This is a genomic window from Pectobacterium carotovorum (genome assembly GCF_033898505.1).
In the GTDB taxonomy this organism is placed as follows: domain Bacteria; phylum Pseudomonadota; class Gammaproteobacteria; order Enterobacterales; family Enterobacteriaceae; genus Pectobacterium; species Pectobacterium carotovorum_J.
The window spans coordinates 518626-534045 of record NZ_JAXAFK010000001.1 but is presented as its reverse complement, the minus strand read 5'-3'; the positions used below and the strand labels follow the sequence as shown (position 1 = coordinate 534045).

The window sequence follows — 15420 nt, the reverse complement described above, 5'->3', positions numbered from 1 at the left end:
CAGTCGAAAGACGTCGCCCCGTTTTGTTATGTCTGGTATTAACATGGTCTGGTGCTAACATATCCAAACCAATCATTCGATTTTCCTAAAAGGGCGGGCATGAAGGTTTTATCGACATCCTCTGTTATTCATGATTTCAACCACGTTGTGCTGCAACAACAGAATGACGTCGGCCAATCGCAATGGTCTGTCATACGTGCACACTTAACCAAGCTGCTATTCAGCGTGGCGCTGCTGTTTTGCTTCATCACACCGACTTATGCTGCCAGCGTTCCTTCTTTCAAGATGTCGTCGCAAACGTTCGCTGACCGGATGAATGCCAATCTGACGAAACTCAATATCCCTCTCAAATTAGCCATTAATCTGGAAAAGGGAACGTCCGTCGATGACTTTCAGCATATTTTTAACGAGCACGTCGGATTAATTGGGTCGGTAGAGAGTAAAAGCCAACAGCTTAATGGACTTGTGATACTCAACGCCACGTCAGAATCCCCTGAAGCAACAAGGCAGAATCTGCAAATCGTCACTGCTGCGTTTTCTGCGTTATTGAGTGAGAACACGTCATCAGGTGAAAATAGCCTCGAAAGCCCTGAGGTGACCGAGATGATGTTCGGCCTGCTTCAGGATAGCCAGGCCTCAGGTAAAGGCATGCGGCAGTTAGGAAAGGTTCGCTTTACAGCAACAACCAATGAGGACACCGATATTATCTTCACCGCCGAGCCCGTGCTGTAGCGGGCGGCGTCCTCGTTATTCATCAGACGCCAATGGCATATTTCAACGCGCGCTGCTTTAACACGCCAGCGCGCTGTGCAACTATCAGCGCCATATTGCGGGCAAAGCTCAGCGGTGGTAGCGCGTTACTGAACGCGTTATAGAAGAGATCCATCCCGCTTTGCATCATTAGATTATCCGGCATACGGCGACACTGATAGCGGCGTAACACACGCTCAGAAGCCCACGCTTCTCCAGCATTACGCGCGTTGATTAGCACATCCAGCAGCGCCTCAACGTCACGATATCCCAGATTAACGCCCTGCCCCGCCAGAGGATTGATGGTATGCGCGGCATCACCCAGCAGCACCAAACCGGGCTTGATATAGGTTTGCGCATGGCGTCTGACCAGCGGGAATGATCCAGCGGAAAGCGCCTTGACCGTGCCCAATCGCTCAGGAAAAGCAGCCGCAATTTCTTTATCCAACTGAGCAAGCGGCATCGCCTGAAGCTGGCGAATACGCTGCGGGCTGTCATACCACACCAGCGATCCCCACTGGTCAAACAGCGGTAAAAACGCGCGTGGGCCGCTCGGCGTGAACTGCTGCCAGGTCACATCCTGCTGAGGTTGCGAAGTCTCAATACCAATCAACATACAAGACTGACGATACTGCCAGCCGCTGATACCAATCCCCGCCCACTGGCGAACCTGAGAGTTCGCGCCATCAGCGCCAATCACCAGCGCAGCCGTCAGCTGTTGCCCATCGGCAAGCTGTAAACACCAGCCATCATCGGTGCGTTGCAGGTTCTGCGGCGCGGCCGGGCAGTAACATTGGCAGCGTTCCTCTTCCTGCAAACTTTCCCAGAGCGCCAATTGCAGCACGCGGTTTTCCACCATAAACCCCAGTTCGGGCAGATGAATGTCGGCAGCATCGAAAACGACTCTGGCATTCGCCCATTCCCAGGTTTCCAGTCGGCGGTAAGGCGCGCTGCGCATCTGCTGCACTCGCTGCCAGGCACCCAACTCTTTCAGCAGCGCAACCGACGCGTAGCCAATCGCCGAGATCCGTAAATCTGGCGGGCTGGCGGCATCAAACGGCGTAGGCATTTCCTGCTCAACCACCGCAATCTGAAATCCTTGCTGTGCCAGCCCAAGCGCCGCAGCCGCGCCGACCATGCCACCGCCAACCACAATCGCATCGTAATGCATATTGGCTTTATCCTCTCTGGTTCTGGTGTATTCACACCAGTAAAAGTGCATGAAAGTAGTGTACTGGATCTGCGGGTGATTTTTCAGAAAAGCCGCATTTTTATAGAAAGTAAGGGGTTATCAAATCAGCACGGTTTCCGGTGCTGGTCACAACGTCAGCGAACGATTACAATACCGCCCCGAATACCCCCTAAATAATTCGGGTTACAGGAAGGCGGCGACGCAACGAATCCCCAAGAGCTTACACAAGTAAGTGACTGGGGTGAGTGAAGAAAGCCAACACACCTGTAACTTGAAGTATGACGGGCGAGGGGAATCTTTCTTATCCGCACTGAGTAATGGCAAGTCGATGACAAAAAAACTGCTTATTAAAACCTGGGGCTGTCAGATGAATGAGTACGATTCATCGAAGATGGCTGATTTACTGGGAAGTACGCACGGCTATGAGCTGACTGAAATCGCTGAAGAAGCCGATGTCCTGCTGCTCAATACCTGTTCGATCCGTGAAAAGGCGCAGGAAAAGGTCTTCCATCAACTTGGCCGCTGGAAAACGCTGAAAGATCTCAATCCGAATTTGATCATTGGCGTCGGTGGCTGTGTGGCATCACAGGAAGGCGCGCATATTCGCGAACGTGCGCACTATGTTGACGTTATCTTTGGCCCGCAAACCTTGCACCGCCTGCCGGAAATGATTAACCACGTTCAGGGCACCCGCAGCCCTATCGTTGATATCAGTTTCCCTGAAATCGAAAAATTTGACCGTCTGCCAGAACCGCGCGCCGAAGGGCCAACGGCGTTCGTCTCCATCATGGAAGGCTGCAATAAATATTGCACATTCTGCGTTGTGCCTTATACCCGCGGCGAAGAAGTTAGCCGCCCATGCGATGATGTGTTGTTTGAAATCGCTCAACTGGCAGCGCAAGGCGTACGTGAAGTCAACCTGCTGGGACAGAACGTTAACGCCTATCGCGGCGAAACTTATGACGGTGAAATTTGTTCTTTTGCCGAACTGCTGCGTCTGGTCGCCGCTATTGACGGGATCGACCGTATCCGTTTTACCACCAGCCATCCCATTGAATTCACAGACGATATTATCAGCGTCTATGAAGACACGCCCGAACTGGTCAGCTTCCTGCATTTACCGGTGCAAAGCGGTTCTGACCGCGTGCTGACGATGATGAAACGTCGCCATACCGCGCTGGAATACAAAGCGATTATCCGTAAGCTGCATAACGCGCGTCCGGGCATCCTGATCAGTTCTGACTTTATCGTCGGCTTCCCTGGCGAAACGCAGGCTGACTTTGAACAAACGATGAAGCTGATTGCCGATGTGAATTTCGATATGAGCTACAGCTTTGTCTATTCCGCCCGTCCGGGAACACCGGCTGCGGACATGGTCGATGACGTGCCGGAAGAAGAGAAAAAGCAGCGTTTGTACCTTCTGCAAGAGCGCATCACGCAGCAGGCAATGCGCTTCAGCCGCCTCATGTTGGGTACCGTCCAGCGTATTCTGGTGGAAGGTACCTCGCGTAAGAGCGTGATGGAGCTGTCTGGCCGTACGGAAAATAACCGCGTCGTCAACTTCGAAGGCACGCCAGATATGATCGGTAAATTCGTCGATGTGGAAATCGTTGATGTTTATACCAACTCGCTGCGCGGCATCGTGGTCCGCACCGAAGATCAAATGGATCTGCGCGTACACGAGTCACCGTCTTCCGTAATCGCGCGTACCCGCAAAGAGAATGAGATTGGCGTCGGGTTCTATCAGCCGTAATCGACAATCACCAACGTCTTAGCGTGATAATGGGTGGCTTTGCCACCCATTTTTTATGACGGATAAAGATGTCCGACACCCTTTGGGCCATCGCTAGAGACGTTAAAAACGCGCAGACGTTTTCTTGCGACAGATCCTCTTAATCATCTGTTTCAATTTCATCGCGCTTACATTTGCTTTTGCGAGGCGGCATCCCAATATCATTATTGTGACTTGCGCCATCGGGCATTCACGATGAATAATTCATTCATATGGCGGACACATCAGGCCGTCTGACAACTGTTCATTTTGTGCGGGCAGAATAGCGTCAGCACAGTAACGCTCAAGAGGAATAATTTGAACGTAACGACAAAAGAGATTGCCCTTGAACCCGCAGATAACCAACGCCTGCTCAGCCTTTGCGGTCCATTTGATGACAATATTAAGCAGTTAGAGCGTCGTTTAGGCATCGAGATCAATCGCCGGGATAATCAGTTTAAACTGGTCGGCAAAAACCTGCTGACGCAAGCTGCCGCTGATATTCTGCAACGTCTGTATGTCGATACAGCACCGGTACGTGGCGTCATTGGTGATATCGATCCTGAGCAAATTCACCTGGCGATTAAAGAATCCCGCGTGCTGGAGCAGTCTGCGGAACACGTTCCTGACTATGGCAAAGTGGTCAATATCCGTACCAAACGCGGCGTAATCAAGCCTCGCACGCCAAATCAGGCGCAGTATGTTGCCAATATTCTCGATCACGACATCACATTCGGCGTTGGCCCGGCAGGTACGGGGAAAACCTACTTAGCCGTCGCTGCCGCCGTGGATGCATTGGAACGTCAAGATATTCGCCGTATCCTGCTCACGCGCCCAGCGGTCGAAGCCGGTGAGAAACTGGGCTTCTTACCTGGCGATCTGAGCCAGAAAGTCGATCCCTACCTGCGTCCACTTTATGATGCCCTGTTTGAAATGCTGGGCTTTGAGCGTGTCGAAAAGCTCATCGAACGTAACGTCATTGAAGTCGCGCCACTGGCTTATATGCGTGGCCGAACGCTGAACGATGCCTTTATCATCCTCGATGAAAGCCAGAATACCACCATCGAACAGATGAAAATGTTCCTGACGCGTATCGGGTTCAACTCAAAAGCCGTTATTACCGGTGACGTCACGCAGATCGATCTGCCGAAGAATCTGAAATCCGGTTTACGCCATGCCATTGAAGTGCTGGCCGATGTGGAAGAGATCAGCTTTAACTTTTTCCACAGCGAAGACGTGGTGCGCCATCCAGTGGTCGCGCGGATTGTGAATGCCTATGAAGCGTGGGAAAATGCTGAGCAGAAACGTAAAGACGCCTTAGCAGAACAGCGTAAGCGTGAAGCACAGGCTGCGGCATCAGATCAGGAGCAAAAATGAGTCAGGTGATTCTCGATTTACAAATCGCCAGCGAGCAAGCACAAGGGCTACCGGAAGAAAAAGACTTTCAGCGCTGGCTGGAAGGCGTTCTGCCACAGTTTCAGGAAGTCGCTGAAGTCACCATCCGTATCGTGGATGAGGCCGAAAGCCGCGACCTGAATAACACCTATCGCGGAAAAGACAAGCCGACCAACGTGCTGTCGTTCCCTTTTGAGGCTCCGCCTGAGGTCGAACTTCCTCTGCTTGGCGATTTAATCATCTGCCGTCAGGTTGTCGAACAAGAAGCCGCAGAGCAGGAAAAAACTGTAGAAGAGCACTGGGCGCACATGGTTGTCCATGGTAGCCTGCATCTGCTAGGGTATGACCATATCGAAGACAGCGAAGCCGAAGAAATGGAAGCGCTGGAAACCGAGATTATGCAAAGTATGGGTTATGCCGATCCTTACCTTGCAGAAAAAGATGGCCTCACCGAATAAATAGAAATACATTTTATCTAGCCCGAGATCGGGAAGATGTCGGGTACTTATCTGCTACACATCAGCGACTGTGCCGTTTCCAGTTGCTGGCAATAATCCCTTAACAAGAGTGATGTTAATTAAAACGCATGAGCGACGACCATTCTCAAAACAGCGATGCACCCAGTCCCAAAAAGGGCTTCTTTTCTCTTATTCTTAATCAGCTTTTTCACGGCGAGCCAAAAGATCGTAACGGTTTACTCACTCTGATTCGCGATTCCGAACAGAATGACCTGATCGATCCTGAAACACGAGATATGCTCGAAGGCGTCATGGATATCGCCGACCAGCGTGTACGCGACATCATGATCCCTCGCTCGCAGATGATTACGCTCAAGCGCGATCAAACGCTGGAAGAGTGTCTGGACGTGATTATCGAATCCGCCCACTCACGGTTCCCCGTCATTAGCGAAGATAAAGACCACATTGAAGGCATCCTGATGGCCAAGGATTTGCTGCCGTTTATGCGCAGCGATTCCGAACCCTTCAGTATGGATAAAGTCCTGCGTTCCGCTGTTGTTGTGCCGGAAAGTAAACGCGTTGATCGGATGCTGAATGAGTTCCGCTCGCTGCGTTATCACATGGCGATTGTCATCGATGAATTTGGCGGCGTATCCGGCCTGGTCACGATTGAAGATATTCTTGAGCTGATTGTCGGCGAAATTGAAGATGAATACGACGATGAAGAAGACAGAGATATTCGTCAGCTCAATCGCCAGACTTACACCGTTCGTGCGTTAACCGATATCGAAGATTTCAATGAGGCTTTCGGCACACGCTTCAGCGATGACGAAGTTGATACCATTGGCGGCTTGGTTATGCAGTCTTTTGGGCACCTTCCTGCCCGAGGCGAAACCATCGACATAGAAGGTTACCTGTTTAAGGTTGCGATGGCAGACAGCCGCCGTATTATCCAGGTTCATGTCAGAATCCCTGACGATGCCCCTCAACCAAAATTGGAAGAATAATTTGGCAACGGTTGTCGCTTCTTTTCTACAACGCCAGCAGGTCAAAGCCCTGCTGGCGCTCTTATTTGGTGCCTGTGGCACACTGGCATTTTCTCCCTTTGATTTCTGGCCTGCGGCGATTATCTCGCTGATGGGTCTACAGGCGCTGACGCTAAACCGCACTAGCCGTCAATCAGCCTGGATAGGCTTTTCCTGGGGGTTCGGCCTGTTCGGTAGCGGCATTAACTGGGTTTACGTCAGTATCGCGCAATTTGGCGGGATGCCGGGCCCTGTAAATATCGCACTGGTCATTCTGCTAGCAGCCTATTTGTCGCTCTACCCACTGCTGTTTGCTGCCCTGCTCTCACGTCTCAGCCCGAAGACAACGCTGTGGCGTCTGGCACTGGCCGCTCCCGTGCTCTGGCAGCTAACCGAATTTCTACGCGGCTGGGTGCTTACGGGTTTTCCGTGGCTGCAATTTGGCTACAGCCAAATCGACGGTCCATTAAAAGGTATTGCGCCTATTCTGGGCATCGACACCATTACCTTCCTGCTGATGAGCTTCAGCGGGCTACTCGTTTATGCCATCAATCAACGCAAAATCGTCCCGGCGGCCATTGCCATCGGCGTTTTCGTTTTATCATGGCCACTGCGCAACGTGCAGTGGTACACCCTGCAACCTGAACGCGCCGTCAATGTCGCACTGGTGCAGGGCAATATCCCACAGGCCATGAAATGGGAACAGGATGAGCTGTTGAACACGCTGAAGATCTATCTGGATAATAGCCTGCCCTATATGGACAAAGCGCCTATCGTGATCTGGCCGGAAACGGCGATTCCTGATATTGAAAGCCGTCAAGGCGCTTATCTGAAGCAGATTGACGATATCCTGCGTAGCCACAATAGCAGCCTGATTACGGGTATCGTCGATATCCGGCGTGAGGGTAACAAAACCGATTTTTATAACTCCGTTATCGTGTTGGGCGACAAAGATCCATATCACTACCCGACAACGAACCGTTACAACAAAAACCATCTGGTGCCTTTTGGCGAGTTTGTTCCGTTGGAAACGCTGTTACGCCCGCTGGCGCCGTTCTTCGATCTTCCGATGTCGTCGTTTAGCCGGGGAGACTATGTTCAGCCTCAGCTCTCGGTTCATGGCTTCAAGCTTAATGCCGCCATTTGTTATGAAATCATCTTAGGTCAGCAGTTGCGGGATAACTTCCGAGCAGACACCGATATGTTGCTGACTATCTCGAATGATGCCTGGTTTGGTCATTCAATCGGGCCGTGGCAGCACTTCCAAATGGCACGCATGCGTGCATTGGAATTAGGACGTCCTCTGGTTCGTAGTACCAACAACGGCGTCACCGCGGTGATTGCGCCAGATGGCAATGTCAGCGCCAGCCTACCGCAGTTTACGCGTGCAGTACTGAACACACAGGTCGTACCAGCAACCGGCATCACGCCTTATGCACGCTTCGGTTCTTGGCCACTCTGGATCATTACGCTACTTGGCGGCATCGTTACCGTTTTCTTCAGTTTACGTCGCCGATAACCAGTCCCCCCTCACTTCCCTAAGGGCATGCTTTTGCATGCCTTTTTTTATTTATGGCACGGTATTTGCCTGTTATTACCCTGTAAAAGGTTGTTTCTGTATTTTTTTGGATATTGCGTCGGCTTCAAGCTCTCTATTGGAGCAAGTAACGCACCAAATTGGTGCCGCACTCTGACATTGCTGCTATTTGGTGCGGCGGATATCGCAAAAAACAAACATTTCCATTTCAATCTATTTACAATCAGCTACTTTTTAACTGTAGAGACAGTAACTTCGCGCTTTAACGGTGCAGCGTTATCACTGAGAAGTCGTAAAGCGTTATGAGTGATGCAGCGATACGCTGTTTAACGTGAAGACGAAGATAACGGGCACATGAACCATACGGTTATTAATGACAGCGCTATAACTATTGCACTGCAACGACAGCAAAGGAGTTAGAACATGCAAATGCGTAAACTGGCATTATCACTGCTTCTGCTTGGCACTGCCGCCAGCGTAGCTCAGGCTGAAGACCTGGCCGGTACATTGAAAAAGGTCAAAGATAATGGCGTGATCGTCATTGGACACCGCGAATCGTCCGTGCCTTTTTCTTACTACGACAACACGCAAAAAGTGGTCGGTTACTCTCAGGCCTACTCTGACAAAATTGTCGAAGCGGTTAAGAAAAAACTGGATGCGCCTAACCTGCAGGTCAAGTTACTCCCTATCACCTCTCAGAACCGTATTCCGCTATTGCAGAACGGTACATTCGATTTTGAATGTGGTTCAACAACCAACAACCTGGAACGCCAAAAACAAGCCGCGTTCTCTAACACCATTTTCGTGGTCGGTACACGCCTGTTAACCAAAAAAGACTCCGGCGTAAAAGACTTCCCGGATCTGGCGGGTAAAACGGTTGTCGTCACCTCCGGTACAACCTCCGAAGTTCTGCTGAATAAGCTGAATGAAGAAAAACAGATGAAGATGCGCATCATCAGTGCGAAAGACCACGGCGACTCTTTCCGTACGCTGGAAAGCGGCCGTGCTGTGGCCTTTATGATGGATGATGCCCTGCTGGCTGGCGAACGTGCGAAAGCGAAAAGCGCCGATCAGTGGGATATCGTCGGCAAAGCGCAGTCGGAAGAAGCCTACGGCTGTATGTTGCGCAAAGACGACCCGCAATTCAAGAAACTGGTTGATGACACCATTGCTGAAGTTCAGACCTCCGGTGAAGCTGAAAAATGGTTCGATCGCTGGTTTAAACAGCCTATTCCACCAAAAGATCTTAACCTGAACTTTGCACTGTCAGATGAAATGAAGGCCTTGTTCAAAGCGCCAAATGACAAAGCGCTCAACTAATTAATAATGAGAATAAGGGCAGAGTCATCTGCCCTCTGATTGCTGATTCGTGGCAGGACAGACAGGCATGTGATGGTCGTTCCCCATCACATGTTGCCCCGAGACATTTCGATAAACAGGAAAACAAACAATACGCCTGTAGTTTGAAACAGAACGGGGATATGGCCGCTCATCAATCTTCAGGGTAGCTTCGCTACCCTTTTTTTACCGGAGTTCGTTATGTCAATAGATTGGAACTGGGGCATATTTCTACAAGCCGCCCCTTTCGGCAACACAACCTACCTCGGGTGGATTTTGTCCGGTCTGCAAGTTACCGTCACATTGTCTATCTGTGCCTGGATTATCGCCTTTCTCGTTGGTTCTTTATTTGGAATCTTGCGTACCGTCCCGAACCGCTTTGTTGCGGGCATTGGTACCTGCTACGTCGAGCTATTTCGCAACGTCCCACTGATTGTCCAGTTCTTTACCTGGTATCTGGTGGTGCCCGAACTGCTTCCTGCCAGCATCGGCATGTGGTTTAAAGCCGAGCTAGACCCGAATATTCAGTTCTTCCTGTCATCGATGATTTGTCTGGGACTCTTCACCGCAGCGCGCGTTTGTGAGCAGGTGCGTGCGGGGATTCAATCGCTACCGCGCGGGCAGAAAGCTGCCGGATTGGCAATGGGCCTGACGCTGCCACAAACTTACCGCTATGTGTTGCTGCCGAATGCGTACCGCGTGATTGTTCCGCCGTTGACGTCAGAGATGCTGAATCTGGTCAAAAACTCGGCCATCGCATCCACCATTGGCCTGGTTGATATGGCCGCGCAGGCGGGAAAACTGCTGGACTATTCCGCCCACGCGTATGAATCCTTCACCGCCATCACGCTGGCGTACGTTGGCATCAATGCCATCATTATGTTGATTATGCAGGTCGTTGAGCGAAAAACCCGTTTGCCGGGCAATATGGGGAGCAAATAAATCATGTATGAATTTGACTGGAGCTCAATCGGGCCAAGCATGCCGTACCTGATTCAGGGCATGGTCGTTACACTCAAAATTACGCTGACGGCGGTGGTATTCGGGATTGTGTGGGGCACGATTCTGGCGGTCATGCGCCTGTCGCCGATCAAGCCCATCAGTTGGTTCGCCAAACTGTATGTGAACCTGTTCCGCTCCGTTCCACTCGTTATGGTGCTGTTGTGGTTCTATCTGGTGGTTCCTAGCTTATTACAAAATGTGCTTGGGCTATCGCCGAAAACCGATATTCGACTGATTTCAGCTATGGTAGCCTTCTCGCTGTTCGAGGCAGCCTATTATTCTGAAATTATTCGTGCGGGTATCCTCAGCATATCGCGCGGCCAATCCTCCGCAGCGCTCGCCTTAGGCATGACGCAGTGGCAATCCATGAAGCTGGTTATTCTGCCACAGGCATTCCGCGCTATGGTGCCATTGCTGCTGACGCAGGGGATTGTCTTGTTCCAGGATACGTCACTGGTTTACGTACTCAGCCTCGCTGATTTCTTCCGTACCGCCTCAACCATCGGCGAGCGTGACGGAACACAAGTTGAAATGATCCTGTTTGCCGGGTTCATTTATTTTATCTTCAGCATTTCAGCCTCAATGCTGGTCAGTTACCTGAAAAAAAGGACGGTTTGATGATTTCCCTGAAAAATGTTTCTAAATGGTACGGCCAATTTCAGGTGCTAGCCGACTGCTCCACAGAAGTAAAAAAAGGCGAAGTCGTGGTCGTCTGTGGGCCTTCAGGCTCCGGTAAATCAACCCTGATCAAAACCGTAAATGGCCTGGAACCGATCCAACAAGGTGAAATTACCGTCAACGGGACTGCCGTTAACGATAAAAAAACCAATCTGGCTCAGTTACGTTCCAAAGTCGGGATGGTGTTCCAGCATTTTGAACTGTTCCCGCATCTGTCGATTATCGAGAACCTGACGCTCGCGCAGGTGAAGGTGCTGAAACGTAAGCGTGAAGACGCCAAAGCGAAGGCGCAGAAACTGTTGGAGCGCGTTGGTCTGGCTGCACACGCTAACAAGTATCCGGGGCAACTTTCCGGCGGTCAGCAGCAGCGTGTCGCTATCGCCCGTGCGCTGTGTATGGACCCTATCGCGATGCTATTTGATGAACCAACATCCGCACTCGATCCAGAGATGATCAACGAAGTGCTGGACGTTATGGTTGAATTGGCGCAGGAAGGTATGACCATGATGGTCGTCACCCATGAAATGGGCTTTGCCCGTAAAGTGGCACACCGCGTGATCTTTATGGATGAGGGCAAAATTGTTGAAGACACCCGCAAGGATGATTTCTTCAATAATCCACAGTCCGAACGCGCGAAAGACTTCCTGGCGAAAATCCTGCATTGATATCTGCGGGAATACTTTGCAGGACTAGAATGGTGGTAATGGGATAGAAGAGTAAAGCGTCCGCGCCAGGGACAAAAACGTCAGGAACGTTTTTGAACGTCGCTTGCGACGGCTCTGCAAGGGTGAATCTCAGGGATGAGATTCATATCTGCGCGGCTCGAGCTTACAGGGACGTACTTGCAGCGTCTTTACGATCTACCCATTACCACCGCTCGCCGCCCCAACAGCCCTACGGCTGAAACGGCTGGCGGTGGAACAAGTCATGCGAGCATTTCGGGCAAAGTGGCAACACTTCCGGCGTGTAGAACGCAATATGGTGGTGGCAGTTCTCACATACCAGATTGCCTAGCCCCACCACTTCACCGCTGTGGTACACCCCGTGATGATTCACATCTTTAAAAATCTCACGCCACTCCAACTGCGTTTTATCCGTAATATCCGCGAGTTCCTGCCACAGGCTTTCCTTGATGACTCGCATAAAAACGCTGTCGGTAAACTCATTCTGACTTTCGTTATAGCTGCGGGCAAACTCTTCCAGATCGCGCTGAACAGCCTGAATCACCTGCTCTATTTCTTTCTGCGTCAGCTCCGAGCTTTCCTGCAAGGTTTTGCGGGCGCTCAGCACCAGACTATCGAGATCGCGCTCACCATTGTTCAGCCGGGCCGTCACTGAAGCCATTAACTCGCGGTAGTAGCGGGCTAGTTTATTCATGCTTCCTCCTGAATAAGCGGGTTGAAGGGCGATAAAGCACGACTATTCGCCGTCTGGCACACCAGGCCAAAAACCGATACGTTGCCTATCTCTCTATTTTAGATTATTTTTTCGGTACGCCTGATAAATTGTCGCCAATTTGCGCAACGCCTCGCAGTATGTCGTTCACAGATCAGAAATATTCCTCAGTCGGGCGCTGGGTGTTGTTGCACGCGTCGCTTACGGCTATGCTATGCGGATCTTTTGTTATGAATCAGAACAGGCTACTCACACGTAGCGATTCTTCACTAAACAGGACCCCTGGCAGCCATGCAAGAGCAATACCGCCCAGAAGAGATAGAAGCGGACGTCCAGCTTCACTGGCAAGAGAAGCAGACATTTAAAGTCACCGAACAGCCCGGCAAGGAAAAATACTATTGCCTTTCCATGCTGCCTTACCCTTCTGGCCGACTACATATGGGCCACGTCCGTAACTACACCATCGGCGACGTGATCTCCCGTTATCAGCGCATGCTGGGTAAAAACGTTCTGCAACCGATCGGTTGGGATGCCTTTGGTCTGCCAGCAGAAGGCGCTGCGGTCAAAAACAACACCGCACCAGCGCCCTGGACCTACGCCAACATCGACTACATGAAAAACCAGCTCAAACTGCTGGGCTTTGGCTATGACTGGGATCGCGAAGTCGCGACCTGTAAACCAGACTACTACCGCTGGGAACAGTGGTTCTTCACCAAGCTGTACGAGAAAGGTCTGGTTTATAAAAAAACCTCCGCCGTTAACTGGTGCCCGAACGACCAGACTGTACTGGCGAACGAACAGGTTATCGATGGCTGCTGCTGGCGTTGCGACACCAAGGTTGAACGCAAAGAGATTCCACAGTGGTTTATCAAAATTACCGCTTATGCAGACCAATTGCTGAACGATCTGGATACGCTGGAAAGCTGGCCTGAGCAGGTCAAAACCATGCAGCGTAATTGGATCGGTCGTTCTGAAGGGGTGGAAATCACCTTTGACGTGGCGGACAGCGACGAGAAACTGACCGTTTACACCACGCGCCCAGATACGTTCATGGGCGTGACCTACGTTGCCGTTGCCGCAGGTCATCCTCTTGCCGCACAGGCAGCCGCCACGAATCCTGCGCTGACCGATTTCATTGCAGAATGCCGTAACACCAAAGTCGCCGAAGCCGATATGGCGACGATGGAGAAAAAAGGCATGGCGACCGGTCTGTATGCGATTCACCCATTGAACGGCGAGAAAGTCGCTATCTGGGTCGCCAACTTCGTCCTGATGGAATACGGCACAGGCGCAGTGATGGCCGTTCCGGGTCACGACCAGCGTGACTGGGAATTCGCCACCAAATATGACTTGTCCATTAAGCCAGTTATCCTGAACGCCGATGGCAGCGAGCCCGACCTGTCTGCTGAAGCAATGACGGAAAAAGGCAACCTGTTCAACTCCGGTGAATTTGACGGTCTGGATTTCGACGCCGCTTTCAACGCCATTGCCGATAAGCTGGTAGAGAAAGGCATCGGCGAGCGCAAAGTCAACTATCGCCTGCGCGACTGGGGTGTCTCCCGTCAGCGTTACTGGGGCGCACCAATCCCAATGGTGACGCTGGAAGACGGCACCGTCATCCCAACGCCAGAAGATCAACTGCCAGTGATCCTGCCGGAAGATGTCGTGATGGATGGCATCACCAGCCCGCTGAAATCTAACCCGGAATGGGCGAAGACCACCGTTAACGGTCAGCCTGCTCTGCGTGAAACCGACACGTTCGACACCTTTATGGAATCATCCTGGTACTACGCGCGCTACACCTGCCCGCAGTATGATCAGGGAATGCTGGATCCGGCTGCCGCCAACTACTGGCTGCCTGTTGACCAATATGTTGGCGGCATCGAACACGCCATCATGCACCTGATGTATTTCCGCTTCTTCCACAAACTGATGCGCGACGCGGGTCTGGTTACCTCTGACGAACCCGCCAAGCGCCTGCTGTGTCAGGGCATGGTGCTGGCTGATGCCTTCTACTATCTGGGCAATAACGGCGAACGCATCTGGGTTTCTCCGACCGACGTGACCGTTGAGCGTGATGAGAAAGGACGCATCGTCAAAGCCGTAGATAACGAAGGCCGTGACGTGGTTTACGCGGGCATGAGCAAAATGTCGAAGTCTAAAAACAACGGCATCGACCCGCAGGTCATGGTAGAGAAATACGGTGCAGATACCGTGCGTCTGTTCATGATGTTTGCTTCTCCGGCAGAAATGACGCTGGAATGGCAAGAATCCGGCGTAGAAGGCGCAAACCGCTTCCTGAAACGCGTCTGGAGACAAGCCTTCGAGCATACCGAGAAAGGTGCGGTAACCGCGCTGGATATCGCTACACTGACGGAAGATCAGAAATCACTGCGCCGCGATCTGCACAAAACGATCGCGAAAGTGACTGATGATATCGGCCGTCGCCAGACCTTCAACACCGCGATCGCCGCCATCATGGAACTGATGAACAAACTGGCGAAAGCGCCGCAGGACAGCGATCAGGATCGCGCGCTGACGCAGGAAACGCTGCTGGCCGTTGTTCGTATGCTCTATCCGTTCACGCCGCACGTCTGCTTCACACTGTGGCAGGCGCTGCAAGGCGAAGGCGACATCGATACCGCGCCGTGGCCGGTTGCAGATGAGAGCGCAATGGTTGAAAATTCCAAGCTGGTCGTCGTGCAGGTTAACGGTAAAGTCCGTGGTAAAATTACCGTTGCCGCTGACGCGAGTGAAGAACAGGTTCGCGAACGCGCTGCTCAGGAACCGCTGGTCGCGAAATATCTGGACGGCGTCACGGTTCGTAAAGTGATTTATGTCCCTGGCAAACTGCTTAACCTGGTTGTGGGTTAAGGCAA

At 51.7% G+C, this 15420-nt stretch carries 13 protein-coding genes; 11 read left to right on the top strand and 2 right to left on the bottom strand.

The features are described 5' to 3' along the window. Positions 1 to 99 precede the first annotated feature (99 nt). Positions 100 to 732 carry a hypothetical protein gene (locus tag R9X49_RS02245; RefSeq protein WP_319847044.1) on the top strand — a complete coding sequence of 211 codons (633 nt, stop codon included), beginning with the start codon at positions 100 to 102 and terminating at the stop codon, positions 730 to 732. 22 nt (positions 733 to 754) lie between these two features. Here R9X49_RS02245 and ubiF read toward each other — a convergent pair whose 3' ends face one another. Further along, positions 755 to 1921 (bottom strand): 3-demethoxyubiquinol 3-hydroxylase, encoded by a 1167-nt coding sequence (ubiF, locus tag R9X49_RS02240; RefSeq protein WP_319847043.1) that lies wholly within the window; start codon positions 1919 to 1921, stop codon positions 755 to 757. A gap of 349 nt (positions 1922 to 2270) precedes the next feature. On the opposite strand from ubiF, the gene miaB reads away from it, so the two are divergent. The 9 genes from miaB (at position 2271) to R9X49_RS02195 (ending at position 11811) form a co-directional block, all read left to right on the top strand. Next, positions 2271 to 3695 (top strand): tRNA (N6-isopentenyl adenosine(37)-C2)-methylthiotransferase MiaB, encoded by a 1425-nt coding sequence (miaB, locus tag R9X49_RS02235; RefSeq protein WP_225087326.1) that lies wholly within the window; start codon positions 2271 to 2273, stop codon positions 3693 to 3695. Between the two features lie 336 nt (positions 3696 to 4031). Continuing rightward, positions 4032 to 5090 carry a PhoH family protein gene (locus R9X49_RS02230; protein ID WP_014914633.1) on the top strand — a complete coding sequence of 353 codons (1059 nt, stop codon included), beginning with the start codon at positions 4032 to 4034 and terminating at the stop codon, positions 5088 to 5090. Further along, positions 5087 to 5566, top strand: coding sequence for an rRNA maturation RNase YbeY (gene ybeY / locus R9X49_RS02225; protein ID WP_256553660.1), 480 nt, complete (start codon positions 5087 to 5089; stop codon positions 5564 to 5566). The genes R9X49_RS02230 and ybeY overlap by 4 nt, the downstream gene beginning before the upstream one ends. A 128-nt stretch (positions 5567 to 5694) precedes the next feature. Continuing rightward, positions 5695 to 6573 (top strand): CNNM family magnesium/cobalt transport protein CorC, encoded by an 879-nt coding sequence (gene corC, locus R9X49_RS02220; RefSeq protein WP_015839475.1) that lies wholly within the window; start codon positions 5695 to 5697, stop codon positions 6571 to 6573. Position 6574: 1 nt separating this feature from the next. After that, entirely contained in the window at positions 6575 to 8110 is a 1536-nt protein-coding gene (gene lnt / locus R9X49_RS02215; RefSeq protein WP_319847042.1) for an apolipoprotein N-acyltransferase, read from the top strand. A 441-nt stretch (positions 8111 to 8551) separates the two neighbouring features. Next, a complete protein-coding gene (locus R9X49_RS02210; RefSeq protein WP_015839473.1) occupies positions 8552 to 9448 on the top strand; it encodes an amino acid ABC transporter substrate-binding protein in 897 nt (298 codons plus the stop codon). A 219-nt stretch (positions 9449 to 9667) separates the two neighbouring features. Next, positions 9668 to 10408, top strand: coding sequence for an amino acid ABC transporter permease (locus tag R9X49_RS02205; RefSeq protein ID WP_180778358.1), 741 nt, complete (start codon positions 9668 to 9670; stop codon positions 10406 to 10408). Between the two features lie 3 nt (positions 10409 to 10411). After that, positions 10412 to 11086, top strand: a complete 675-nt coding sequence (gltK, locus tag R9X49_RS02200) for a glutamate/aspartate ABC transporter permease GltK (protein WP_180778357.1) — start codon at positions 10412 to 10414, stop codon at positions 11084 to 11086. After that, positions 11086 to 11811 (top strand): amino acid ABC transporter ATP-binding protein, encoded by a 726-nt coding sequence (locus R9X49_RS02195; RefSeq protein WP_225087321.1) that lies wholly within the window; start codon positions 11086 to 11088, stop codon positions 11809 to 11811. The genes gltK and R9X49_RS02195 overlap by 1 nt, the downstream gene beginning before the upstream one ends. Positions 11812 to 12040: 229 nt before the next feature. Here the strand turns inward: R9X49_RS02195 and R9X49_RS02190 are convergent, their stop codons facing one another. Continuing rightward, positions 12041 to 12523, bottom strand: coding sequence for a zinc ribbon-containing protein (locus R9X49_RS02190; protein WP_319847041.1), 483 nt, complete (start codon positions 12521 to 12523; stop codon positions 12041 to 12043). A gap of 309 nt (positions 12524 to 12832) precedes the next feature. Here R9X49_RS02190 and leuS point away from each other — a divergent pair, with 309 nt between their 5' ends. Continuing rightward, positions 12833 to 15415 carry a leucine--tRNA ligase gene (gene leuS / locus R9X49_RS02185; RefSeq protein ID WP_319847040.1) on the top strand — a complete coding sequence of 861 codons (2583 nt, stop codon included), beginning with the start codon at positions 12833 to 12835 and terminating at the stop codon, positions 15413 to 15415. The last annotated feature ends 5 nt before the right edge of the window (positions 15416 to 15420 follow it).